Raw genomic sequence first — 24829 nt, 5'->3', positions numbered from 1 at the left:
GCGGTGCTTCGTGGGAAATGACAGGCCACAGCCCCTTACGCGGTGGCCGGTCGCGCTTTAACCTGATGCCTGCTCGGTAGTTACTCGCGAGTTAAACAGCAGCCGGAACCACCACCCGTGAGTCAACCCAGCCGTACTTGAGCCAGCCGCCAGCCAGCCGCGATGCCGCGGGCCCGGAGGATGTCGTGAGCGACGCACTGACCCTGATCGAGAATCGTCCGCCGTCGGTGGCGGCCCTCTTCCTGGAGCGTGTGGCGGCCACACCGGACGCCGAGGCCTACCGCTACCCGGTGCCGCCGTCCGCGGGCGAGGGTCCCGACGACTGGAAGTCGCTGACCTGGGCCGAGGCCGCCGAGCGCGTCCACGCCATCGCCGCCGGGCTCATCGAGCTGGGCGTACGCCCCGAGGAGCGGGTCGCGCTCGCCTCCTCCACGCGCGTGGAGTGGGTGCTCGCCGACCTCGGCATCATGTGCGCGGGCGCCGCCACGACCACCGTCTACCCGCAGACCAACGCCGACGAGTCGGCCTTCATCCTCTCCGACTCCCAGAGCAAGGTGCTCATCGCGGAGAACGCCGAGCAGCTGGCCAAGGCGGTCGACAAGCGCGCCGAGCTGCCCGACCTGCACCACGTCGTGGTCCTCGACCCGGCGGGCGTGGAGAGCGGTGACTGGGTGCTCACCCTCGCCGAGCTGGAGCAGCGCGGCGCCGCCTACCTGGACAAGCACCCCGAGCTGATCAAGGAGCGGGTCGGCGCGATCACCAAGGACCAGCTCGCCACCCTCATCTACACCTCCGGCACCACGGGCCGTCCCAAGGGCGTGCGCCTGCCGCACGACAACTGGTCGTACATGGCCAAGGCGATCGCCGCCACCGGCCTGCTCCGCCCCGACGACGTGCAGTACCTGTGGCTGCCGCTCGCCCACGTCTTCGGCAAGGTCCTCACCTCCGGCCAGATCGAGCTGGGCCACGTCACCGCCGTGGACGGCCGCGTCGACAAGATCATCGAGAACCTGCCGGTCGTCCGGCCCACCTACATGGCCGCCGTGCCGCGCATCTTCGAGAAGGTCTACAACGGCGTCGCCGCCAAGGCCCGTGCCGGCGGCAACGCCAAGTACAAGATCTTCCAGTGGGCCGCCGAGGTCGCCCGCGAGTACGCCAAGGTCACCCAGGACAACTTCCAGCGCACCGGCGTCCACTCCGCGCCCTTCGGGCTCGCCGCCAAGCACAAGGTCGCCGACACCCTCGTCTTCGCCAAGATCAAGGAGGCCTTCGGCGGCCGGCTGCGCGCCTGCGTGTCGGGCAGCGCCGCCCTCGCCCCCGAGATCGGCTACTTCTTCGCCGGCGCCGGCATCCACATCCTGGAGGGCTACGGCCTCACCGAGTCCTCCGCCGCTTCCTTCGTCAACCCCGGCGAGGCCTACCGCACCGGCACCGTCGGCAAGCCGCTGCCCGGCACCGAGGTCCGCATCGCCGACGACGGCGAGATCCTGCTGCGCGGCCCCGGCATCATGCAGGGCTACCACAAGCTGCCCGACAAGACCGACGAGGTGCTGGAGTCCGACGGCTGGTTCCACACCGGCGACATCGGCGAGCTGTCCCCGGACGGCTACCTGCGCATCACCGACCGCAAGAAGGACCTCATCAAAACGTCCGGGGGCAAGTACATCGCGCCCGCCGAGGTCGAGGGCCAGTTCAAGGCGGTGTGCCCGTACGTCTCCAACATCCTCGTGCACGGCGCCGACCGGAACTTCTGCACCGCCCTCATCGCCCTCGACGAGGCCGCGATCGAGGAGTGGGCCAAGGAGACGGGCCTGGAGGGCAAGCCGTACGCCGAGATCATGGCCGCCCCGCAGACCGTCGAGATGGTCGAGGGCTACGTCAAGCGGCTCAACGAGGGCCTGCAGCGCTGGCAGACCATCAGGAAGTTCCGGCTGCTCCCGCGCGACCTCGACGTCGAGCACGGCGAGATCACCCCGAGCCTGAAGCTGAAGCGGCCGGTGGTGGAGCGGGAGTACAAGCACCTGATCGACGAGATGTACGCGGGGGCGCGCGAGGCGTAGCGCTCGCTCGGGGCAGGGGACCCGGGACCGGTGCGCCTTCCGGCCGCCGGTCGTGGTGTCGGCCGGGCACGCGGTTCCCGCGTCCTCCGAGTGGGCTCCGTGCCCCAGGGAGAGCAGCCGGACCGGACGCGTACCGCTCCTGTCCGTCTCTGAGAGGTTGCTAGCACGGTTCTCACGAAAAACGGGCCACTTCGGTGACTCCATGCTTATGAGCGCAGTCGGTCTGTCACCCTGTCCGCATCGACCGAACCGAATCGACCGCGATTCGGGCGAATGCTCGGGAGCTGCGGATGGGAGCCATTCCGACGCAACGGGAGACCGTCCCCCGTGCCTTCGGCGCCCCCGCGCCCCAGCACGCGGGGGCGCACGCCGAGGCGCGTGCGACGCTGCCCGGCGGCCCCCTCGCGCCCGGTTCCGCCCGCGCGCTGACGCGTGCGACGCTCGACGAGTGGCGGGACCTCGGCCTGACCGTCCCCGACCGGCTGGCCGACGACGTCCTCGTCGTCGTCAGCGAACTGGTCACCAACGCGGTCGTCCACGCGGGCACCGACGTCGAACTGGCCTGTCGGCTGGAACCCGAGACCGGCGCGTGCGTCGTGGAGGTCTCCGACCAGCACCCCTCGCGCGCCCCCCGCGACCATCGCGCCCCGACGCCGTACGAGCCTCCGGAGTACGGCCGCGGACTGCGGCTGGTCGCGGCGCTCGCCGAGGCCTGGGGCATCACCTACCGGCCCGGGGTCAAGACGGTGTGGGCCCGGCTGCCCGCCGAGGACGGCACGGCCTGCGACGGCCAGGGCGCCTACGACGCCGAGTACGGGCTCGGCGTCGCCGAGATCCTCGCGCCCGAACCGCAGCGCGCCGAACGCGACCGCGAGTGGCTGGGCCGCGGCGCCCTGACCTTCCTCGCCGAGGCCTCCGACCTGCTCGCCGGGCAGCTCGACGAGGATCTGGTCGCCGCCCTCACCGGGCAGCTGATCGTGCCCCGGCTCGCCGACTGGTGCGCGGTGTGGCTGGAGGACGAGTCCACCGCGCGCGGCGGCTGGGCCGACGGCGCCGGCGCGGCCGGCCCGCGGCTCGCCCGGGTCTGGCACAGCAGTGAGAACCGCATCGAGGAGTTGCGCCAGGCCTTGGAGAAGGACCCTCCGCACCCGGAGGACGGCCTGCGCTCCGGACCCGCGGCCTATCCCTGGCCCGGCCATGCGCTGGGTCCGCGCGCCGCGGACGGCTCGGCGCTCGCCTACCGCCTGATCGCCGGCGGCCGCCCGCTCGGCACACTCGTCATCGGCCGGGCCGGGCCGGTCGGCTTCCCCGAGGAGATCACCGGGCTGGTCGAGGACCTCAGCCGGCGCGTCGCCCTCGGCATCGGCGCGGCCCGGCAGTACGCCCGGCAGGCCACCATCAGCGCCGTCCTCCAGCGCGGACTGCTGCCCGGCGCGGTCGCCGAGATCCCCGGGGTGCGCAGCGCCCTCGTCTACGAACCGTGCGACCAGGGCGGCCCCAGCGGCGACTTCTACGACCTGTTCCCGGCCGGCGACGGCCGCTGGTGCTTCGCGGTGGGCGACGTGCAGGGCAAGGGCCCCGAGGCCGCCGTGGTCATCGGTCTCGCCCGGCCCTGGCTGCGGCTGCTGGCCCGCGAGGGCTACGGCGTCGCCGACGTACTGGACCGCCTCAACCAGCTGCTCCTGGACGACGCCACCGAGGCGGCCGACGCCGCCGCACGCGTCCTGGTCGCCGCGGGCGGGCGCACCCCGGCGCCCGGCGACGGCCCCCAGACCCGCTTCCTGTCCCTGCTCTACGGCGAGCTGGCCCCCTTCGAGGGGGGAGTGCGCTGCACCCTCGCCTGCGCCGGGCACCCCCTGCCCCTGGTCCTCGCCCGCGACGGGGGTGTGCGCGCCGTCGCCCGCCCGCAGACGCTGCTCGGCGTCATCGAGGACGAGACGTACACCTGCGACGCCTTCGACCTGGCGCCCGGGGACTCGCTGCTGTGCGTCACCGACGGGATCACCGAGCGGCGCTCGGGCTCCCGGCTGTTCGACGACGCCGACGGACTCGCCACCGCCCTCGCCGGCTGCGCCGGCCTCGACGCGGAACTGATCGCCGAACGCATCCAGCGACTCGTGCACGAGTTCGGCGAACGGCCCCCGGAGGACGATCTCGCCCTGCTGGTGCTCCAGGCGGAGTGAGGGCCGGCGGCCGCTCGGGGGCGGCGACGTCCGGGAAGGTCCGCCGGGGCCGGTGGGGGACGGGCGTTTCCGCCGGGAGCAGGCGCCGGACGGGTGCCCGGACGGTGACGTTCGGTGACCGTCGCGGTGCTGGACAATGGAAGGCATGCCTTCCGCACTTCCCGACGGCGAGCCCGTCCCCGCCGACGGCGCGCTGCCCGCGTCCGCGCTCGCCGGGGCGGCCGACCGGCCCCTCGGGTTCTACCTGCACGTCCCCTACTGCGCCACCCGCTGCGGCTACTGCGACTTCAACACGTACACCGCCACCGAGCTGCGCGGCACCGGCGGCGTGCTCGCCTCCCGCGACAACTACGCCGCGACCCTCGTCGACGAGGTGCGCCTCGCCCGCAAGGTCCTCGGCGACGACCCGCGCGAGGTCCGCACGGTCTTCGTCGGCGGCGGCACTCCCACCCTGCTCGCCGCCGGCGACCTGGTACGGATGCTGCACGCGATCCGCGACGAGTTCGGGCTCGCGCCCGACGCCGAGGTCACGACCGAGGCCAACCCGGAGTCCGTCGGCCCCGCGTACCTCGCGGCCCTGCGGGAGGGCGGCTTCGACCGGATCTCCTTCGGCATGCAGAGCGCCCGGCAGCACGTGCTGAAGGTCCTCGACCGCACCCACACCCCCGGCCGCCCCGAGGCGTGCGTCGCCGAGGCCCGCGCGGCCGGCTTCGAGCACGTCAACCTCGATCTGATCTACGGCACCCCCGGCGAGTCCGACGACGACTGGCGGGCCTCGCTGGACGCGGCGCTCGGCGCCGGGCCCGACCATGTGTCGGCGTACGCGCTGATCGTGGAGGAGGGCACACAGCTCGCCCGCCGGATCCGGCGCGGGGAGGTGCCCATGACCGACGACGACGTGCACGCCGACCGGTACCTGATCGCCGAGGAGGTGTTGTCGGGGGCCGGGTTCGAGTGGTACGAGGTGTCCAACTGGGCGACCTCCGAGGCGGGGCGCTGCCTGCACAACGAGCTGTACTGGCGCGGGGCCGACTGGTGGGGGGCCGGACCGGGGGCGCACTCGCACGTGGGCGGGGTGCGGTGGTGGAACGTGAAGCATCCCGGGGCGTACGCGGCCGCGCTGGCGGAGGGGCGGTCACCCGGGGCCGGGCGGGAGGTCCTGACGGACGAGGACCGGCGGGTGGAGCGGATCCTGCTGGAGCTGCGGCTGCGGGAGGGGGCGCCGTTGTCGCTGCTGCGGGAGGCGGGGCTCGCCGCTGCTCGCCGGGCGCTGTCCGACGGGTTGCTCCAGGAGGAGCCGTACGGGGCCGGGCGGGCCGTGCTGACCCTGCGGGGGCGGTTGCTGGCGGACGCGGTGGTGCGGGACCTGGTGGACTGACCGGCCCTCTCCTCGCCCCCGCCGCCTTCACCCGTCCCGTCCCCGGTGCGCGGCCCCCAGGGAGGGGACGGGCAGGGGCGACTGGGTCACACGGTCACGAAGTCGATCAGCTGTTCCACCCTGCCCAGCAGCTCGGGCTCCAGGTCCCGGTAGGACCGCACCCTCGACAGGATGTGCTGCCAGGCGGCCCCCGTGTGGGGCGGCCAGCCCAGAGCCCGGCAGACGCCCGTCTTCCAGTCCTGCCCCCGCGGCACCCGCGGCCACGCCGCGATCCCCACCGACGACGGCTTCACGGCCTCCCAGACGTCGATGTAGGGGTGCCCGACGACCAGCGCGTGCTCGCTCGTGACCGACTCGGCGATCCGCCACTCCTTGGACCCCGGCACCAGATGGTCCACCAGGACCCCCAGCCGCGCGTCCGGCCCCGGCGCGAACTCCGCGACGATCGACGGCAGGTCGTCCACGCCCTCCAGGTACTCCACGACCACCCCCTCGATGCGCAGGTCGTCGCCCCAGACCTTCTCCACCAGCTCGGCGTCGTGCCGGCCCTCCACGTAGATGCGCCCGGCGCGGGCCACGCGGGCGCGTGCGCCGGGCACGGCGACCGAACCGGACGCCGTACGGGTGGGCCGTACCGGTCCGGAGGACGGCTTGACCAGCGTCACCGTACGGCCCTCCAGCAGGAAACCGCCGGGCTGGAGCGGGAAGACGCGGTGCTTGCCGAAGCGGTCCTCCAGGGTCACCGTGCCGGCCTCGCAGCCGATCACCGCCCCGCAGAAGCCGGTGGCCGGCTCCTCCACGACCAGACCCGGCTCGGCCGCGATCTCCGGCACGGCCTTCGGCTTCTTCCACGGGGGAGTCAGGTCGGCCGAGTACGAACGAGGGCGCGGGCCCGAAGGGCCCTCGTCGGAAGGGCGGCGGCGGGAGACGGGTGGGCGCATTCGAGTGACGATAGGAGAAGTCCGCGGCCGATCAGGGCGACACGCCGAAGCGTCGCGCCAGGGCGTCGCGCTGGGCCCGGACGAAGTCCGCGTCCACCACCGCCCCGTGCCCGGGGACGTACACGGCGTCGGCCCCGCCCAGCTCCAGCAGCCGGTCCAGCGCGGCGGGCCACCCGGACGGCACGGCGTCGGGGCCGGCCTGCGGCTCGCCGGACTCCTCGACCAGGTCGCCGCAGAACACCACCGGCCGCCCGCCCGGCACCAGCACCGCGAGGTCGTGCGCGGTGTGGCCCGGGCCGACGTTCGCGAGCAGCGCCTCGCGGCCGCCGCCCAGCGGCAGGGCCAGCCGGTCGCGTACCTCGTGGCCGGGCCGTACCAGGGCCGCCGCCGCCTCGTCGGCCGCCCGGGCGTCCAGCCCGTGGCGCACCGCGTCCTCGCGCAGCTCCGCCCGCCCGCCCTCGTCGTCGTGGACGGCGTGGGCGCCCCCGGCGGCGTAGATCTCGGCGTCCGGGAAGGCGGCGGCGCCGAAGACGTGGTCGAAGTGCGGGTGCGTCAGCGCGAGAAGTGTCACATCCCCGCCCGCCAGCCGTGCCGTCTGCTCCCGCAGCCGCGCGCCCTCCGCCAGCCCGGAGCCGGCGTCCACGAGCAGCGCGGAGCTCTCCCCGGCGACCAGTCCCACCGTGCAGTCCCAGCCCGGCAGCCGGATGCGGCCCACCCCGTCGGCCAACCGCTCCCAGCCCAGCTCTTCCCAAGTCACCGTCATGCCCCGAAGCTAGCCTTGCCGGGGACCGGCCTTGCTCCGGACGCACCCGACAGCCGTACACTGGGCGGGGGAGAGCTGGCACTCGTATGCGCCGAGTGCCAGGCGGGAGCCGAGGGACGACTCTGGAGGTGTGCGCGATGCTCAGCGAGCGAAGGCTTCAGGTGCTGCGCGCCATCGTCCAGGACTACGTCGGCACCGAGGAGCCGGTCGGCTCCAAGGCCCTCACCGAGCGGCACAGCCTCGGCGTCTCGCCGGCCACGGTCCGCAACGACATGGCGGCCCTGGAGGACGAGGGCTACATCGCCCAGCCGCACACCAGCGCCGGCCGCATCCCCACCGACAAGGGGTACCGCCTCTTCGTCGACAAGCTGGCCGGGGTCAAGCCGATGACCGCGCCCGAGCGGCGCGCCATCCAGAACTTCCTCGACGGCGCCGTCGACCTCGACGACGTCGTGGCCCGCACGGTGCGGCTGCTCGCGCAGCTCACCCGGCAGGTCGCGGTGGTGCAGTACCCGTCCCTGACCCGTTCGACCGTGCGGCACGTGGAGCTGCTGTCGCTCGCGCCCGCGCGGGTGATGCTCGTGCTGATCACGGACACGGGGCGGGTCGAGCAGCGGATGATCGACTGCCCGGCCCCGTTCGGGGAGACCTCGCTCGCGGACCTGCGGGCCCGGCTGAACAGCCGGGTCGCCGGCCGCCGCTTCACGGACGTGCCGCAGCTGGTGGAGGACCTGGCCGACGGCTTCGACCCCGAGGACCGCGGCACGGTCTCGACGGTGCTGTCCACGCTCCTGGAGACCCTCGTCGAGGAGAACGAGGAGCGGCTGATGATCGGCGGCACCGCCAACCTCACTCGCTTCGGACACGACTTCCCCCTCACCATCCGGCCCGTGCTGGAGGCGCTGGAGGAACAGGTCGTCCTGCTGAAGCTGCTCGGTGAGACGCAGGATCCGGGCATGACCGTGCGCATCGGTCACGAGAACGCCTACGAAGGACTCAACTCCACGTCCGTCGTGTCGGTGGGCTACGGTTCGGGCGGCGAGGCAGTGGCCAAGCTCGGCGTGGTCGGACCGACCCGCATGGACTACCCGGGAACGATGGGAGCGGTACGCGCAGTGGCACGGTACGTCGGACAGATCCTGGCGGAGTCGTAAGTGGCCACGGACTACTACGCCGTTCTCGGCGTGCGCCGCGACGCGTCGCAGGATGAGATCAAGAAGGCGTTCCGGCGGCTCGCGCGCGAGCTGCACCCGGACGTCAACCCCGATCCGAAGACCCAGGAGCGGTTCAAGGAGATCAACGCCGCTTACGAGGTGCTGTCGGATCCGCAGAAGAAGCAGGTCTACGACCTCGGCGGCGACCCGCTGTCGCAGTCCGGCGGCGGCGCCGGCGGCTTCGGGGCCGGGTCGTTCGGCAACTTCTCCGACATCATGGACGCGTTCTTCGGCACGGCGTCGCAGCGCGGGCCGCGCTCGCGCACCCGCCGGGGCCAGGACGCGATGATCCGGCTCGAGGTCGAGCTGGACGAGGCGGCCTTCGGCACGACGAAGGACATCCAGGTCGACACGGCCGTCGTCTGCAACACGTGCAACGGCGAGGGCGCGGCCCCGGGCACCACCGCCCAGACCTGTGACATGTGCCGCGGCCGCGGCGAGGTCTCGCAGGTCACCCGGTCCTTCCTGGGCCAGGTCATGACCTCCCGGCCCTGCCCCCAGTGCCAGGGCTTCGGCACGGTGGTGCCGACCCCGTGCCCCGAGTGCGCGGGCGACGGCCGCATCCGCGCCCGCCGCACCCTCACGGTGAAGATCCCGGCGGGTGTGGACAACGGCACGCGGATCCAGCTCGCGGGCGAGGGCGAGGTCGGCCCCGGCGGCGGTCCCGCCGGCGACCTGTACGTCGAGATCCACGAGCTGCCGCACCCGACCTTCCAGCGGCGCGGCGACGACCTGCACTGCACGGTCACCATCCCGATGACCGCGGCGGCCCTCGGCACCAAGGTGCCGCTGGAGACGCTGGACGGCATGGAGGAGGTCGACATCCGGCCGGGCACCCAGTCCGGCCAGTCGATCCCGCTGCACGGCCGGGGCGTCACGCACCTGCGCGGCGGCGGCCGGGGCGACCTGATCGTCCACGTCGAGGTCCAGACCCCGACCAAGCTCGACCCGGAGCAGGAGCGCCTGCTGCGCGAGCTGTCCAAGCTGCGCGGCGAGGAACGCCCGCAGGGCCAGTTCCAGCCGGGTCAGCAGGGGCTGTTCTCGCGGTTGAAGGACGCGTTCAACGGGCGCTGAGGGCCGGTCCGCCCCTGCGGGACGACATGGGTTGCCCTCGGCATATGCCGGTGGACGCCCGGATTCGGAGCCGTGCGGAGGACGTGACACCATGCGGTCATGTCCTCCGCATTGTCCGCGCTGACCGATCTCTTTCCTCATCCGATCGTGCAGGCCCCGATGGCGGGCGGTCCCTCCGGCCCACAACTCGCCGCCGCGGTGTCCGAGGCCGGCGGGCTCGGCTTCCTCGCCGCCGGGTACAAGACCGCGGACGGCATGTACCAGGAGATCAAGCAGGTGCGCGGGCTGACCGGCCGTCCCTTCGGGGTGAACGTGTTCATGCCCCAGCCCGAGCACGCGGAGTCCGGCGCCGTCGACCTGTACGCCCAGCAGCTGGCCGGTGAGGCCGCCTGGTACGGGACCGAGCTGGGTGAGCCGGACCGCGCGCGCGACGACGGCTACGACATCAAGATCGCCGCGCTCCTCGACGACCCGGTCCCGGTCGTCTCCTTCCACTTCGGCGTCCCCACCCGTGAGGTGGTCGACTCCCTGCACCGCGCCGGCACCTTCGCCCTGGTCACCGCGACCACCGCCGAGGAGGCCCTCGCGGTGGAGCGGTCCGGCGCGGACGCGGTGATCGCCCAGGGCGTGGAGGCCGGCGGCCACCAGGGCACCCACCGCGACCAGCCGGAGAACGACGGCGCGGGCATCGGCGTGCTCTCCCTCGTCGCCCGGATCCGCGAGGCGGTGGGCCTCCCGATCGTCGCGGCCGGCGGCATCATGCGCGGCAGCCAGATCGCCGCCGTCCTCGCCGCCGGCGCGAGCGCCGCCCAGCTGGGCACGGCGTTCCTCGCCACCCCCGAGTCCGGCGCGCACCCGCTGCACAAGCAGGCCCTGACCGATCCGCTCTTCGGGTACACCGAGCTGACCCGCGCCTTCTCGGGCCGGCCCGCCCGCGGCCTGGTCAACCGCTTCGTGCGCGAACACGGCCGGTACGCCCCGGCCGCCTACCCGGAGGTCCACCACCTCACCGCCCCGCTGCGCAAGGCCGCCGCCGCGGCGGGCGACCCGCAGGGCATGGCGCTGTGGGCCGGACAGGGCCACCGGATGGCCCGCGACCTGCCCGCCGGACAGCTGGTGGGCGTACTCGCGGCGGAACTCGAAGCGGCGACGGCGGCCCTGCCGGGTCACCGGACGGGAGGTGCGCGATGACCGCGCCGGTGTTCGTGATCGACTCGTTCGAGCGGGCCGACCGCTGGGGCGGGGAATACGTCCTCGACGGCCCCGAGGGGCGGCACGCGGTCTCCGTGAAGCGGCTGCGGCCCGGCGAGGACGTGGTCCTCACCGACGGGCGCGGACGCTGGTCGGAAGGCGTCGTCAAGGCCGCCGAGGGCAAGGACCGCCTGGTGATCACGGACCTGGAGTCCATCTCCGAGGAACCGCCCGAGCAGCCCCGCATCACCGTCGTGCAGGCCCTGCCCAAGGGCGACCGTGGCGAACTCGCCGTGGAGACCATGACCGAGGTCGGCGTCGACGCGATCGTGCCCTGGCAGGCAGCCCGCTGCATCACCCAGTGGAAGGGCGACCGCGGGCTGAAGGCGCTCGGCAAGTGGCGGGCCACCGCGCGCGAGGCCGGCAAGCAGTCGCGCCGGGTCCGCTTCCCGGAGGTCGCGGAGGCTGCGACGACCAAGCAGGTCGCCGCGCTGCTGGCGCGGGCCGACTTCGCCGCCGTGCTGCACTCCGACTTCGAGTACGGCAGCGAACCCCTCGCCACCGTCGAGCTCCCCGCCGAGGGTGAGATCGTGCTGGTGGTGGGCCCCGAAGGGGGCGTCTCCTCGGACGAGTTGGAGCAGTTCCGCCAGGCGGGGGCCCGGGCATGCGTCCTCGGACGCTCCGTGCTGCGCACCTCGACCGCGGGAACGGCCGCCGCCGCCCTCCTGCTGGGCAGGTCCGGCCGCTGGTCCTGACCGGGGCCCGCCGTCCGGGCCCGTGGGCCGTCCGGACCCGTGGGCCGTAAGATCCGTAGGGCGTAAGGCCGACAGCCGTAGGACACGTCGGCTGTGGAGATCTGGTAGGCCGTCAAGAATTGTGGACCGCAAGGCTCGTAAGCCGTTCAGAACCACAGGGGGAATCGTGGAACTCGCTCAAGTCCGCTTGCTCGTCACCGACTTCGCCGCCTGCTACCGCTTCTACGCCGACGTCCTCGGCCTGAAGCCGCAGGCGGGCGCGGAGCGGGGGCCGTACGAGAAGTTCAGCCCGGCCACCGGGTCGGCGGGCATCGCCCTGCAGGACCGGGCGATGATGGCCGAGATCCTCGGCGAGCTGGGCGACGCGGTCAACGGGCACCGCTCACTGGTGGTGCTGCGCGTGGACGACCTCGACGCGTACTGCGCCGGGATCACCGCCCGCGGCGCCACCCTGCTGCACGGCCCGGCGCCCATGACGGACCGGATGCGCGTGGCCCATCTCAAGGACCCGGAGGGCAATCTGGTGGAACTCCAGGAGTGGCTGCTGCTGCGCACCTGACGGCCACGGCGGGCAGCAGCTCCCAGCCGTCCAGCTCGGCGCCCGGCCACGCGCGCTCCCGGAGCTCGTCGACGAAGGCCCGTACGACACCGGGTCGGTGGAGATTCACCGTGTTGCCGTGCTCGTCGCCGACCAGCCCCGAGTGCCAGTAGGCACCCTCGACCACCCGGCCCGGTCCGGCCCGGAACACGACAAGGGTGCGGGCCCCCTCCCGGTACAGCGTCAGCACCTCCTGGCAGGGGCCGTCGGCGGCGTGCCGGTGCCGGACGCTCCAGCGGTGGACGCCGCCGTCCACGACGAGCCGCCTGAGCCGGCGTTCACTGCGCATCCGCCCAGAGTACGGGCCCGGTCCGGCGGCCGCGGGGCGCCGCGTGAAGCAGGCGAAACGCCCCCTGTTCGCGGCCGCCGCCGCTGCGTAGGGTGATCAGGTGACTCAGTCCGCATCGCCTGCCTATCTCCGGTTTCCGCATCCGCACGGCGAGTTGGTCGCCTTCACCGCCGAGGACGACGTGTGGCTCGCCCCGCTGGACGGCGGCAGAGCCTGGCGGGTCAGCGCCGACAACGTGCCGGTGAACCACCCCCGCATCTCGCCCGACGGCTCCACCGTCGCCTGGACCTCCACCCGCGACGGCGCGCCCGAGGCGCACATCGCCCCGGTGGACGGCGGGCCCGCCAGACGCCTGACGCACTGGGGGAGCTGGCGCACCCAGGTGCGCGGCTGGACCCCCGAGGGACAGGTCCTCGCGATCAGCACCCAGGGCCAGGCCAGCCTGCGCCGCAGCTGGGCCCGGGCCGTCCCGCTGGACGGCGGACCGGCCGCCACCCTGCCGTACGGGCCGGTCGGCGACGTCGCCCACGGCCCGCACACCGTGCTGCTGTCGGCCCCGATGGGCCGCGAGGCGGCCTGGTGGAAGCGGTACCGGGGCGGCACCGCGGGCAAGCTGTGGATCGACCGCGACGGCGACGGGGAGTTCGTCCGGCTGCACGAGGAGCTGGACGGCAACATCGAGTACCCGCAATGGGTGGGCGACCGTATCGCCTTCCTCTCCGACCACGAGGGCACCGGCGCCCTGTACTCCTCCCTCGCCGACGGCTCCGACCTGCGCCGGCACACCCCCCTCGGAGGCTTCTACGCGCGGCACGCCGCCACCGACGGCGCCCGCGTCGTCTACTCCAGCGCGGGCGAACTGTGGCTGCTGGACGATCTCGACGGCGCCGAACCGCGCCGCCTGGACATCCGTCTCGGCGGACCGCGCGTCGACCTCCAGCCCCACCCGGTCAACGCCGCCCGCTGGTTCGGATCCGCCGCCCCCGACCACACCGCGCGCGGCAGCGCGGTCGCCGTGCGCGGCGCCGTCCACTGGGTCACCCACCGGGGCGGCCCCGCCCGCGCCCTGGCCGCCGAGCCGGGCGTACGCAACCGGCGGCCGCGCACCTTCCGGGCCGGCGGCGAGGAATGGGTGGTATGGGTGACCGACGCCGAGGGCGACGACGCCCTCGAGTTCGCGCCCGCCACCGGCGTCGCCCCCGGCGCGACCCCGCGCCGGCTCGCCGCCGGGCAGCTCGGCCGGGTCCTGGAACTGGCCATGGCCCCCGACGGCAGCCGCGCCGCCGTCGCCTCGCACGACGGACGGCTGCTGCTCGTCGAACGCGAGAGCGGCGAGGTCCGCGAGGTCGACCGCAGCGACAACGGCGACGTCTCCGGGATCGTCTTCTCGCCCGACTCCGCCTGGCTCGCCTGGTCCCACCCCGGCCCGCGCCCGCTCAGCCAGCTCCGGCTGGCCAACACCACCGACCTGTCGGTCACCGAGGCCACCCCGCTGCGCTTCCAGGACTACGCCCCCGCCTTCACCCTCGACGGCAAGCACCTCGCCTTCCTCTCCCACCGCTCCTTCGACCCCGTCTACGACGAACACGTCTTCGACCTGGCGTTCGTGGAGAGCTCCCGCCCGTACCTGATCACGCTCGCCGCGACCACCCCCTCCCCGTTCGGCCCGCAGCGGCACGGCCGCGCCTTCGAGGTCTCCGACAAGGAGGAGACCCCGGACAGCGAGGGCGCCCCGGCGACCCGGATCGACCTCGACGGGCTCGCCGACCGCATCGTGCCCTTCCCGGTCGAGGCCGCCCGCTACTCCAACCTGCGCGCCGCCCGCGACGGCGTGCTGTGGCTGCGCCACCCGGTGACCGGCGTGCTCGGCACCGCCCGCGCCACCCCCGACGACCCCGACCCGAAGACCGAGCTGGAGCGCTACGACCTCGCCCAGCAGCGCCTGGAGCACCTCGCCGCCGACGCCGACCACTTCGAGGTCAGCGGCGACGGCAAGCGGATCCTGCTGTGGACGGACGGCAAGCTGAAGGTGGTGCCCAGCGACCGGCGCGCCTCGAACGACGAGGACAGCGACTCGAACATCACCGTCGACCTCGGCCGCGTCCGGCAGAGCGTCGACCCGGCCGCCGAGTGGCGGCAGATGTACGAGGAGACCGGCCGCATCATGCGGGACCACTTCTGGCGGCCGGACATGGGCGGTGTCGACTGGGACGGCGTCCTCGACCGCTACCGGCCCCTCCTGGACCGTCTGGCCACCCATGACGACCTGGTCGACCTGCTGTGGGAGGTGCACGGCGAACTCGGCACCTCGCACGCCTACGTCACGCCGTACGGCGCCTTCGGCAACGGTCCCCGGCAGGGCCTGCTCGGCGCGGACGTCTCCCGGCACGAGGACGGCGCCTGGCGCGTCGACCGCATCCTGCCCTCCGAGACCTCCGACCCCGACGCGCGCAGCCCGCTGGCCGCGCCCGGCGTCGCGGTGCGCGCCGGGGACGCGATCCTCGCGGTCGGCGGCCGGCCCGTCGACCCGGTCACGGGCCCGGCGCCGCTGCTCGTCGGCACGGCCGGCAAACCGGTCGAGCTGACGATCTCGCCGGCCGGCGGGGGAGAGGCGCGGCACGCGGTCGTGGTGCCGCTGGCCGACGAGGAGCCGCTGCGCTACCACGCCTGGGTCGCCGACCGCCGCGCCTACGTCCACGACAGGTCCGGCGGCCGGCTCGGCTACCTCCACGTGCCGGACATGCAGGCCCCCGGCTGGGCGCAGATCCACCGCGACCTCAGGGTGGAGGTGGCCCGCGAGGGCCTGGTCGTCGACGTGCGGGAGAACCGCGGCGGCCACACCTCCCAGCTGGTGGTGGAGAAGCTGGCCCGGCGGATCGTCGGCTGGGACGTGCCGCGCGGCATGCGCCCCGAGAGCTACCCGCAGGACGCGCCCCGGGGGCCCGTCGTCGCCGTCGCCAACGAGTTCTCCGGCTCCGACGGCGACATCGTCAACGCGGCGATCAGGGCGCTGGGCATCGGTCCGGTCGTCGGCACCCGCACCTGGGGCGGCGTCATCGGCATCGACAGCCGCTACCGCCTGGTCGACGGCACCCTGATCACCCAGCCGAAGTACGCGTTCTGGCTGGAGGGGCCGGGCTGGGGCGTGGAGAACCACGGCGTGGACCCGGACCTGGAGGTCGTCCAGCGCCCGCAGGACCACGCGGCGGGCCGCGACGTCCAGCTGGACGAGGCGATCCGCCTCGCCCTGGAGGCCCTGGAGACGACCCCGGCGAAGACCCCACCGGAACTTCCGCCGCTGGGCGCGTAGCGGAGCGTCACGGGCCGGGCCGGGGCGGGGCTGGGGGCGGGGCCGCCGGGACGGCCCCGCCCCGGCGGCCCCCGTTGTCCCGCCCCGGCCTGCGCTCTTCCGCCCGGGCCCGGCGTCGCCGGGTCGGGTGCAGCGGTCCCCGTTCATGGTGCGGGCCTCGGGAAAGCGCTGGTCGGTACCATGCCCGTACGAGATCCACTCCGGAGGAGGCCACGTGGCAGGGGAACCCCAAGAGGACTGCCTGTTCTGCAAGATCGTCGCGGGCCAGGTCCCCGCGACGATCGTCCGCGAGACGGACACGACCGTCGCCTTCCGCGACATCAACCCCCAGGCGCCCACCCACGTCCTGGTGATCCCCAAGGCGCACTACAAGGACGCCGCCGCCCTCGCCGCCGGCGCCCCGCAGCTCGCCGCGGACGTCCTGCGCGAGACCCAGGCCGTCGCCGACGACGAGAAGCTGGACAGCTACCGCACCGTCTTCAACACCGGTACCGGCGCGGGCCAGACCGTGTGGCACGCGCACGCCCACGTCGTCGGCGGCCGCGGCCTGCAGTGGCCCCCCGGGTAGGCAGCCGTGTCCGTCCGTGAACTCGTCGTCCTCGGCACCGCCAGCCAGGTCCCGACCCGGCACCGCAACCACAACGGCTACCTGCTGCGCTGGGACGGCGAGGGCATCCTGTTCGACCCCGGCGAGGGCACCCAGCGGCAGATGCTGCGCGCCGGGGTCGCCGCCCACGACCTGAACCGGATCTGCGTCACCCACTTCCACGGCGACCACTCCCTCGGCCTCGCCGGGGTGATCCAGCGCGTCAACCTCGACCAGGTGCCGCACGAGATCACCGCGCACTACCCGCGCTCGGGCCGGCGCTTCTACGACCGCCTGCGCCACGCCACCGCCTACCGCGAGACGGTCCCCCTCACCGAGGCCCCGGTCGACGCCGACGGCGTCCTCGCGGCCACGCCGTCCTACACGCTGGAGGCCCGCCGCCTCTCGCACCCGGTCGAGTCCTACGGCTACCGGCTGATCGAGCCCGACGGCCGCCGCATGCTGCCCGACCGGCTCGCCGCGCACGGGATCAAGGGCCCGGACGTGGGCCGCGTCCAGCGCGAGGGCTCGCTGAACGGCGTGCCGCTGGAGGCCGTGAGCGAGGTGCGGCGCGGCCAGCGCTTCGCCTTCGTCATGGACACCCGCCTGTGCCCCGGGGTGCACGCCCTCGCCGAGGGCTGCGACCTGCTGGTCATCGAGTCCACCTTCCTCGACGAGGACGAGTCCCTGGCCGTCGAGCACGGCCACCTCACCGCGGGACAGGCCGCCCGCGTGGCACGCGACGCGGGCGTACGGCACCTCGTCCTCACCCACTTCAGCCAGCGCTACACCGACCCGGAGGAGTTCGAACGCCAGGCGCGCGCCGCCGGGTTCGAGGGAGAGCTGACCGTGGCGCACGACCTGCAGCGCGTACCGGTTCCGAAACGTCGGTGAGCAGGCCGTACGATGCTCTGATGCCTCTGCCCAAAGCCGAACTCCACCTTCACGTCGAAGGCACCCTGGAGCCCGAGCTGGCCTTCGAGCTGGCCGCGCGCAACAGCGTGAAGCTGCCCTACGCCGACACCGACGCGCTGCGCGAGGCGTACCGGTTCGAGGACCTCCAGTCCTTCCTGAACCTGTACTACGAGCTGATGGCCGTACTGCGCACCGAGCGCGACTTCGAGGACCTCGCCGACGCCTATCTGGCGCGGGCCGCAGCGCAGGGGGTGCGGCACGCGGAGATCTTCTTCGACCCGCAGGCCCACCTCGCGCGGGGCGTGGAGATGGGCACGGTCGTCGAGGGCCTGTGGCGGGCGCTGGGCCGCGGCGAGGAGAAGCACGGCGTCTCCACCCGGCTGATCATGTGCTTCCTGCGCGACGAGTCCGCCGAGTCGGCGCTCGCGACGCTGGACGCGGCCAGGCCGTACCTGCACCGGATCACCGGCGTCGGCCTGGACTCGGCCGAGGTCGGGCATCCGCCGGTGAAGTTCCGCGAGGTGTACGAGGCCGCCGCGGCCCTTGGCCTCCGGCGCGTCGCGCACGCCGGCGAGGAGGGCCCGCCGGAGTACGTCACCGAGGCCCTGGACGTCCTCGGCGTCGAGCGGGTCGACCACGGGCTGCGCTGCATGGAGGACCCGGCGCTGGTCGCCCGCCTGGTGCGCGAGCGGGTGCCGCTGACCCTGTGCCCGCTGTCCAACGTGCGGCTGCGCACGGTCGACACCCTCGCCGACCATCCCCTGCCCGCCATGCTGGACGCCGGCCTGCTGTGCACGGTCAACTCCGACGACCCGGCCTACTTCGGCGGCTACGCCGGCGACAACTTCGACGCCGTGCACCGCACTCTGGGCTTGAGCGAGGACCGCCTGCGCGAACTCGCCCGCAACTCCTTCCTCGCCGCCTTCCTCGAGGACGACGAGGAGCGGCGGCAGCGGTATCTGGCCGAGGTGGCGGCGTACCGGTTCTCGTAGACCCGCCTCCTCCCCGTCTTCCAGGGCGCGTTCGGCTTCGGCCGGGCGTGCCCTGACGCGTCACCGGGGACGTGGCCTGCGCGGGGGCCGCGCGGGGTCCGTACGCGGTCCGTGCGGCGGTCCATTGACGGGTGCGGTGCGGGTATCTAGGCTCGGTGCGCCGCTGTTCTCCTACATGACGTTCGTTCTCGTACGTGAACAGCAGTTCCGTCGAACGGCGGACCCGACCGCCCCGACCCCGTAGGAGCCGCCCTGTGACCCGCGACCTCACCGTGGCCGAGGTACGGCTGACGCCGATCCTGGTCGCCGATCCGCCGCTGCTGAACACCCAGGGTGTCCACCAGCCGTACACGCCCCGCCTGATCGTGGAGGTGGTGACGGCCGACGGGATCACCGGGCTCGGCGAGACCTACGGGGACACCAAGTACCTGGAACTCGCCCGCCCGCTCGCCGAGCGGATGGTCGGCCGCTCGGTCAGCGATCTGAACGGCTTGCTCGCGCTGGACGTGGCCGTCGACGCCGCCCGGGTCGAGGACGCCGTCGACGTCGGCGGCCTGCGCGGCGTGCAGACCGCCGACAAACTGCGCCTGTCCGTGCTCTCCGCGTTCGAGGTGGCCTGCCTCGACGCCCTCGGCAAGGCGCTCGGCCTGCCCGTCCACGCGCTGCTCGGCGGCAAGGTGCGCGACGCCGTCGAGTACAGCGCGTACCTCTTCTACAAGTGGGGCGCCCATCCCGAGGGCGCCGGCGGCGAGAAGGACGACTGGGGCGCGGCGCTGGACCCGGCTGGCATGGTGGAGCAGGCGCGCAGGTTCAAGGAGCGGCACGGCTTCACCTCCTTCAAGCTCAAGGGCGGCGTCTTCCCGCCGGACCGGGAGGTGGCCGCCGTACGGGCGCTGGCGGAGGCGTTCCCCGGGCACCCGCTCAGGCTGGACCCCAACGGGGCCTGGTCGGTGGAGACCTCGGTGCGCGTCGCGCGGGAACTCGCGGACGTGCTCGAGTACCTGGAGGACCCGGCGCTCGGCACGTCCGCGATGGCCGAGGTGGCCGCGCGGACCGACGTCCCGCTGGCCACCAACATGTGCGTGACGACCTTCGCCGAGATCGAGGAGGCGTTCACCAAGGGCGCGGTCCAGGTGGTGCTCTCCGACCACCACTACTGGGGCGGCCTGCGCAACACCCAGCACCTGGCGGCCCTCTGCGGCGTCTTCGGCGTCGGCGTGTCCATGCACTCCAACACCCATCTGGGCATCAGCCTGGCCGCGATGACCCACGTGGCGTCCACCGTGCCGAACCTGCACCACGCCTGCGACAGCCACTACCCCTGGCAGTCGGAGGACGTCCTCACCGAGCGACTGGCCTTCGACGCCGGCCGGCTCGCCGTCAGCGACGCTCCCGGCCTCGGCGTCGCACTCGACCGGGACGAGCTGGAACGGCTGCACCGCCGGTGGCTCGCGGACGACGGAAGTCTTCGGGAGCGTGACGACGCGGCGGCGATGCGGGCCGCCGAGCCGGGGTGGGTCACGCCCGCGACGCCGCGCTGGTGACCGCCGCCCGGCGGGGCCCGGCGGCGTGAGTGCCGACGCGTTGTCAGTCACCTGGTGCACACTGGCTTGATCCGCACCATGCCAGGGAGCGCACCGTGACCGCGTCCAACACGTCCGCCGGAGAGGGACCGGAGTACCGGAACGAAGACCAGGAGCACCCGCAGGCCGGGCCGTCCCCGCGCCAGGGCCGGGAGCACGCCCCGCAGGCCCCGCCGCCCGCCGGAGTCCGCCCGCCCGCCGGGAATCGGCCGTTCACCGGAGCCGGGCGATCCGCCGAGGACCTGCCGCCCGCCGGTGGCCGGCCGCCCGCCGAGGACCCGCCGCCCGGGGAGGCCCCGCCCCCGCTGGACGGGGCGTACCCGCAGGACCGCGAGTACATCGTGGGCGCGCCGCACGCCCATCTCGGCCCGCAGGTCGACCCGCTGGCCGCCCTGCGCACCACGGACGACCCGCCCTGGGACGTCTACCTCACGGGCACCGTCTTCCTCGACATCGTCTTCACCGGCCTCGACTCCGCCCCCGTGCGCGGCACCGAGTCCTGGGCGCGCGGCATGGGGTCGAGCCCGGGCGGCGTGGCCAACATGGCCACCGCCCTGGCCCGCCTCGGCCTGCGCACCTCCCTGGCGGCGGCCTTCGGCGACGACCACTACGGCGAGTACTGCTGGGACGCGCTGGAACAGGGCGAGGGCATCGACCTCTCCCCTTCCCGCACCGTCCCCGGCTGGCACTCGCCGGTCACCGTCTCCATGGCCTACGAGGGCGAGCGCACCATGGTCTCCCACGGCCACGAACCGCCCCCCGAGGACGTGCTCGTCCAGGAGGTCGCCCCCCAGTTCCTGCCCCGCGCACGGGCCGCCGTCGCCTCGCTGACGCCGGGCCGCGGCGCCCCCTGGATCGCGGAGGCCGCCCGCAAGGGCACCTGCGTCTTCGGCGACGTCGGCTGGGACGAGACCGGCGCCTGGGACCTGGCCGGCCTCGCCGACCTGGAGCACTGCGAGGCGTTCCTGCCCAACGCCGAGGAGGCGATGCGCTACACGCGCACCGACTGCCCGCGCACCGCCGCGCACGCGCTCACCGCGTACGTCCCGGTCGCGGTCGTCACCCTCGGCGCGGAGGGCGCGTACGCGGTCGACCGGCGCACGGGGGAGAGCGCCGAGGTGCCCGCCATCGCGGTCGAGGCGCTGGACCCCACGGGCGCCGGCGACGTGTTCGTGGCCGGTTTCGTCACCGGCACCCTGGCCGGCTGGCCGCTGGCCGACCGCCTCGCCTTCGCCGGACTCACCGCCGCGCTGTCCGTGCAGGAGTTCGGCGGTTCCCTCTCCGCGCCCGGCTGGTCCGAGATCGCCGCCTGGTGGCGCCGGGTCCAGTCGGTGCCCGGTCAGGACCCGGCCGCGCTGCGCCGGTACGCCTTCCTGGACGCCCTGGTGCCGGAGGCGAGCGTCGAGCCCTGGCCGCGGCGCAGGGCGGTGCCGACCATCGGCTTCGGCAGGTCGGCGTGACCGGACCCCGTACGCACCGCACCCGCACCGCGAACTCCCCGCCGCGCATACCCGGTCGCCCGGGACGCGGGCTCCGTGCCGCCATTGACAGGTGACTGTTCCTGCTCGATCATCGGCGAAATCAAGCATGTTCGCGCACGGCGTGCCGACGCGCGGACGTGACCGTGCACGGGCTCCCGCACTTCCCGACCCATGACCGACTCCTGACCGGCTCCTCCGTCGAAGGACATGCGTCGTGCGCAGACCATCCCGCAGATCCGGAGTGCTCCTCGCCGCCCTCGCCCTGCCCGCGGCCCTCGCCGCGACGCCGAAGCAGGCCCAGGCCGAGGCGACCCCCGCCCCCCACGCCTCCCGGGCCCCCCGGCTCACCACGTCCGCCGGCGAACTCACCCTGACCGTCCCACCCGGGAGCGCCGGCCCCGGCTACCGGCTACGGGTGACGACCGGTCAACTCGCCCTCACCACACGCCGTTCCGGCACGACGGTCCTGGGCACCCCCACGGACGGCACCGGCGCCCTGCGCTTCCGCACCGCCGGCGCCTGGCAGCACGCCACCCGCGTCACCGGCTGGACCTGGAAGAACGGCACCCTGACCCTCACCGCCGCCACGACCACGCCCGGCGCCACCGTGGAGGCCCGGATCACCCCGGCCGCCGACCGCTACCAACTCGACTGGCAGGTCAGGGGGACCGCCCCCGAACGCCTCGGTCTCGCCTACGACCTGGAGTCCGCCGGCCACTGGTACGGCCACGGGGAGGCGCAGACCCCGGACGGCGGCCCGGGCACCGCCCAGCCGTGGCCGCTGGACAGCGGGCAGGTCGTCCACCCCGGCTTCGGCCCCGCGTCCTACTACATGATCGACCCGTTCTGGTACACGTCGGCCGGGACCGGCCTGCGCGTGGACACCGGCCAGGTCATGGACGTGGCGATCAACCAGGGCAAGGACGGCCTGGGCCGCTTCGACGTCGCGTCCGCCGACACCTACCGGGCGACGGTCTTCGTGGAGTCCACGCCCCTGGACGTCTACCGGGACTACGTCGGCATCGTCGGCAAGCCCGCCAAGTCCGACGCCACGTACCGCCAGTACGCCGAACCGGTGTGGAACTCCTGGGCGCAGTTCTACACCCACGTCGACCAGGCGAAGCTCCTCGACTACGCCCAGGACCTGCACGACGCCGGCATCACCGGCCACGCTCTCCAGCTCGACGACAAGTGGGAGTCGAACTACGGGAACATGACCTTCGACGCGCGGGCGTACCCCGACCCCAAGGCCATGTCGGACCGGATCCACGGCCTCGGCTTCGACTTCGGCCTCTGGGTCACCCTGTGGATCAACCTGGACTCCGACCAGTACCGCTACGCCGCCGACCACGGCTACCTGCTCAAGGACGCGGCCGACACCACCAAGCCCTGCACGGTCACCTGGTGGAACGGCACGGCGGGCATCGTCGACCTCGGCAACCCGGACGCGAAGGCCTGGTACGAGAGCAGGCTCACGTCCCTCATGAGCGCCTACGGCGTCGACGGCCTGAAGTTCGACACCCGCTTCTTCGACGAGAAGTGCGCACCGCACGAGGGCTACCAGCCCTCCGACTACCAGCGGCTCGGCGCGCAGCTCGCCGACGAGTACGACCTCCAGGGCGTCGGCGTCCGGGTCCACTGGGACGCCGCCGCCCACCGGGCGGGCTTCGTCACCCGCCAGGTGGACAAGGGCACCGGCTGGAACTCGCTGCGCGCCTCCGTCACCCAGAACCTGGCCATCTCCACGATCGGCTACCCCTTCGTGGCCACCGACATGATCGGCGGCTCCAGCGGCCGGCCGGCCCCGACGAAGGAGGTTCTGGTCCGCTGGGCGCAGTCGGCCGCGCTGATGCCGCTGATGTACGCCTCCACGTCCCCGGTCGACACCATCGACCCCACGACGGGCAAGAAGGTGGTCTACGACGCGGAGACGACCGCCCTCTACCGCGAGGCCATCGCCCGCCACACCCGCCTCGCCCCCTACCTCTGGGACCAGGTCCAGCACACCCTGAAGACCGGCGATCCGATCATGCGCCCCCTCTTCTTCGACTTCCCGCACGACGAGGCGACGTACACGATCGAGGACGAGTGGATGCTGGGCCCGGCGGTCCTGGCGGCCCCCCAGCTCACGGACGCCACCTCCCGCCCGGTCCACCTCCCCCCGGGCAAGTGGTACGACGTGGCCCACGGGAAGACCCTCCAGGGCGACAGAACCCTGCCCATCTACGCCACCCCCCTGGGCACGACCCCGATCTTCGTGAAGCTCGGAGCGGAGGGAGCGGACAAGGCCCTGCGAGCACTGCGCTGAGAGCACGGGGGCGAAGCCCCCGCGGCGTCTCGATGAGGAGCGAGGTACCCCTGGGCACTCCCGGGCAGGGGTGCGGGGGACGAAGTCCCCGCAGGGGTCCGTAGCGGAAGCCCCGAGGGTGGCTCCGCTCCTTCACCGAGCCGGGTGGGTCGGTGCGCGAGGACCCCGAGGGCGTGGAGGACGGAGTCCCCGCCGGGGCCCGGGGCGGGGACTGTCTCCCTACCGAGTCGTGGGGGAAGAGGCCCTCAGAAACCGAGCCGACGCAACTGCTTCGGGTCCCGCTGCCAGTCCTTCGCGACCTTCACATGGAGGTCCAGGAAGACCGGCGTGCCCAGCAGCGCCTCGATCTGCTTGCGGGACTTGATGCCGACGTCCTTCAGCCGCTTGCCCTTGGGGCCGATGATGATCCCCTTCTGGCTCGGCCGCTCGATGAAGACATTCGCGTGGATGTCCAGCAGCGGCTTGTCCGCCGGCCGGTCCTCGCGCGGCAGCATCTCCTCCACGACCACCGCGATGGAGTGCGGCAGCTCGTCCCGCACCCCCTCCAGCGCGGCCTCCCGGATCAGCTCGGCCACCATCACCTGCTCGGGCTCGTCCGTCAGGTCGCCCTCGGGGTAGAGGGCCGGGCCCTCCGGCAGCATCGGGATCAGCAGGTCGGCCAGCAGGTCCACCTGCTTGCCGGCCGTCGCCGACACCGGCACGATCTCCGCCCAGGTGATCCCCAGCTCCTTGCCGAGCTGGTCGATCGCGATCAGCTGTTCGGCCAGCGCCTTGGAGTCCACCAGGTCCGTCTTGGTGACGATCGCGACCTTCGGGGTCCGCTTGATCCCGGCGAGCTCCTTGGCGATGAACCGGTCGCCCGGACCGATCTTCTGGTCGGCCGGCAGACAGAAGCCGATCACGTCGACCTCCGCCCACGTCGCGCGCACCACGTCGTTCAGCCGCTCGCCCAGCAGCGTGCGCGGCTTGTGCAGTCCCGGCGTGTCCACCAGGATCAGCTGCGCGTCCGGGCGGTGCACGATGCCCCGCACGGTGTGCCGGGTGGTCTGCGGCCGGTTCGAGGTGATCGCGACCTTCTGCCCGACCAGAGCGTTCGTGAGGGTGGACTTGCCCGCGTTGGGGCGTCCCACGAAGCAGGCGAAGCCCGCCCGGTGGACCGTGTCGCCGGGCTGCTCGGATGACTGGGTGCGAACGCTCATGGCGCCCAT

At 73.5% G+C, this 24829-nt stretch carries 19 protein-coding genes; 15 read left to right on the top strand and 4 right to left on the bottom strand.

The window, feature by feature from the left end:
* Positions 1 to 185: 185 nt before the first annotated feature.
* The 3 genes from ACH5A8_RS03420 to hemW all read left to right on the top strand — a co-directional run bounded on the left by ACH5A8_RS03420 (position 186) and on the right by hemW (position 5621).
* Entirely contained in the window at positions 186 to 2060 is a 1875-nt protein-coding gene (locus ACH5A8_RS03420) for an AMP-dependent synthetase/ligase (protein ID WP_398997427.1), read from the top strand.
* A gap of 290 nt (positions 2061 to 2350) precedes the next feature.
* Positions 2351 to 4243: a SpoIIE family protein phosphatase gene (locus ACH5A8_RS03415; protein WP_398997425.1), complete on the top strand. Its 1893-nt coding sequence runs from the start codon at positions 2351 to 2353 to the stop codon at positions 4241 to 4243.
* Between the two features lie 145 nt (positions 4244 to 4388).
* Positions 4389 to 5621 (top strand): radical SAM family heme chaperone HemW, encoded by a 1233-nt coding sequence (hemW, locus tag ACH5A8_RS03410; protein ID WP_398997423.1) that lies wholly within the window; start codon positions 4389 to 4391, stop codon positions 5619 to 5621.
* A gap of 86 nt (positions 5622 to 5707) precedes the next feature.
* Here the strand turns inward: hemW and ACH5A8_RS03405 are convergent, their stop codons facing one another.
* Both ACH5A8_RS03405 and ACH5A8_RS03400 read right to left on the bottom strand, forming a co-directional pair.
* Positions 5708 to 6562 (bottom strand): DUF3097 domain-containing protein, encoded by an 855-nt coding sequence (locus ACH5A8_RS03405; protein ID WP_398997421.1) that lies wholly within the window; start codon positions 6560 to 6562, stop codon positions 5708 to 5710.
* A gap of 31 nt (positions 6563 to 6593) precedes the next feature.
* Positions 6594 to 7325, bottom strand: coding sequence for an MBL fold metallo-hydrolase (locus ACH5A8_RS03400; protein ID WP_398997419.1), 732 nt, complete (start codon positions 7323 to 7325; stop codon positions 6594 to 6596).
* A 137-nt stretch (positions 7326 to 7462) separates the two neighbouring features.
* Here ACH5A8_RS03400 and hrcA point away from each other — a divergent pair, with 137 nt between their 5' ends.
* The 5 genes from hrcA (at position 7463) to ACH5A8_RS03375 (ending at position 12118) form a co-directional block, all read left to right on the top strand.
* Entirely contained in the window at positions 7463 to 8479 is a 1017-nt protein-coding gene (gene hrcA / locus ACH5A8_RS03395) for a heat-inducible transcriptional repressor HrcA (protein WP_398997417.1), read from the top strand.
* Positions 8480 to 9613: a molecular chaperone DnaJ gene (gene dnaJ, locus ACH5A8_RS03390; RefSeq protein ID WP_398997415.1), complete on the top strand. Its 1134-nt coding sequence runs from the start codon at positions 8480 to 8482 to the stop codon at positions 9611 to 9613.
* A 99-nt stretch (positions 9614 to 9712) separates the two neighbouring features.
* Positions 9713 to 10804 carry a nitronate monooxygenase gene (locus tag ACH5A8_RS03385; RefSeq protein WP_398997413.1) on the top strand — a complete coding sequence of 364 codons (1092 nt, stop codon included), beginning with the start codon at positions 9713 to 9715 and terminating at the stop codon, positions 10802 to 10804.
* The gene (locus tag ACH5A8_RS03380) at positions 10801 to 11559 is read left to right on the top strand and encodes a 16S rRNA (uracil(1498)-N(3))-methyltransferase (RefSeq protein WP_398997411.1); all 759 of its coding nucleotides are present in this window, start codon (positions 10801 to 10803) and stop codon (positions 11557 to 11559) included. Before ACH5A8_RS03385 ends, ACH5A8_RS03380 begins: the two co-directional genes overlap by 4 nt.
* A gap of 166 nt (positions 11560 to 11725) precedes the next feature.
* Positions 11726 to 12118, top strand: coding sequence for a VOC family protein (locus ACH5A8_RS03375; protein ID WP_398997409.1), 393 nt, complete (start codon positions 11726 to 11728; stop codon positions 12116 to 12118).
* Here ACH5A8_RS03375 and ACH5A8_RS03370 read toward each other — a convergent pair.
* Entirely contained in the window at positions 12060 to 12446 is a 387-nt protein-coding gene (locus ACH5A8_RS03370) for a hypothetical protein (RefSeq protein WP_398997407.1), read from the bottom strand. The genes ACH5A8_RS03375 and ACH5A8_RS03370 overlap by 59 nt on opposite strands.
* A 100-nt stretch (positions 12447 to 12546) precedes the next feature.
* On the opposite strand from ACH5A8_RS03370, the gene ACH5A8_RS03365 reads away from it, so the two are divergent.
* From ACH5A8_RS03365 to ACH5A8_RS03335, 7 genes are all read left to right on the top strand, one after another.
* Positions 12547 to 15756: a S41 family peptidase gene (locus ACH5A8_RS03365; protein WP_398997404.1), complete on the top strand. Its 3210-nt coding sequence runs from the start codon at positions 12547 to 12549 to the stop codon at positions 15754 to 15756.
* A 214-nt stretch (positions 15757 to 15970) separates the two neighbouring features.
* Positions 15971 to 16324: a histidine triad nucleotide-binding protein gene (locus ACH5A8_RS03360; protein WP_398997402.1), complete on the top strand. Its 354-nt coding sequence runs from the start codon at positions 15971 to 15973 to the stop codon at positions 16322 to 16324.
* Between the two features lie 6 nt (positions 16325 to 16330).
* Positions 16331 to 17236 (top strand): ribonuclease Z, encoded by a 906-nt coding sequence (locus ACH5A8_RS03355; RefSeq protein WP_398997400.1) that lies wholly within the window; start codon positions 16331 to 16333, stop codon positions 17234 to 17236.
* Between the two features lie 20 nt (positions 17237 to 17256).
* Entirely contained in the window at positions 17257 to 18249 is a 993-nt protein-coding gene (locus ACH5A8_RS03350; RefSeq protein ID WP_398997398.1) for an adenosine deaminase, read from the top strand.
* A 254-nt stretch (positions 18250 to 18503) separates the two neighbouring features.
* Positions 18504 to 19793, top strand: coding sequence for a glucarate dehydratase family protein (locus tag ACH5A8_RS03345; RefSeq protein WP_398997396.1), 1290 nt, complete (start codon positions 18504 to 18506; stop codon positions 19791 to 19793).
* A 95-nt stretch (positions 19794 to 19888) separates the two neighbouring features.
* Positions 19889 to 21292, top strand: a complete 1404-nt coding sequence (locus ACH5A8_RS03340) for a carbohydrate kinase family protein (protein WP_398997394.1) — start codon at positions 19889 to 19891, stop codon at positions 21290 to 21292.
* A 235-nt stretch (positions 21293 to 21527) separates the two neighbouring features.
* The gene (locus tag ACH5A8_RS03335) at positions 21528 to 23621 is read left to right on the top strand and encodes a glycoside hydrolase family 31 protein (RefSeq protein WP_398997392.1); all 2094 of its coding nucleotides are present in this window, start codon (positions 21528 to 21530) and stop codon (positions 23619 to 23621) included.
* A gap of 245 nt (positions 23622 to 23866) precedes the next feature.
* On the opposite strand, the gene era is transcribed toward ACH5A8_RS03335, so the two are convergent.
* Positions 23867 to 24820 carry a GTPase Era gene (gene era / locus ACH5A8_RS03330; protein ID WP_398997390.1) on the bottom strand — a complete coding sequence of 318 codons (954 nt, stop codon included), beginning with the start codon at positions 24818 to 24820 and terminating at the stop codon, positions 23867 to 23869.
* Positions 24821 to 24829: the final 9 nt, after the last annotated feature.

Origin of the sequence: Streptomyces sp. NPDC018610 (assembly GCF_044391765.1) — a bacterium.
GTDB lineage: Bacteria > Actinomycetota > Actinomycetes > Streptomycetales > Streptomycetaceae > Streptomyces.
Note: the sequence above shows the minus strand (reverse complement) of the source record. Positions and strands in the feature narration are given on the sequence as shown.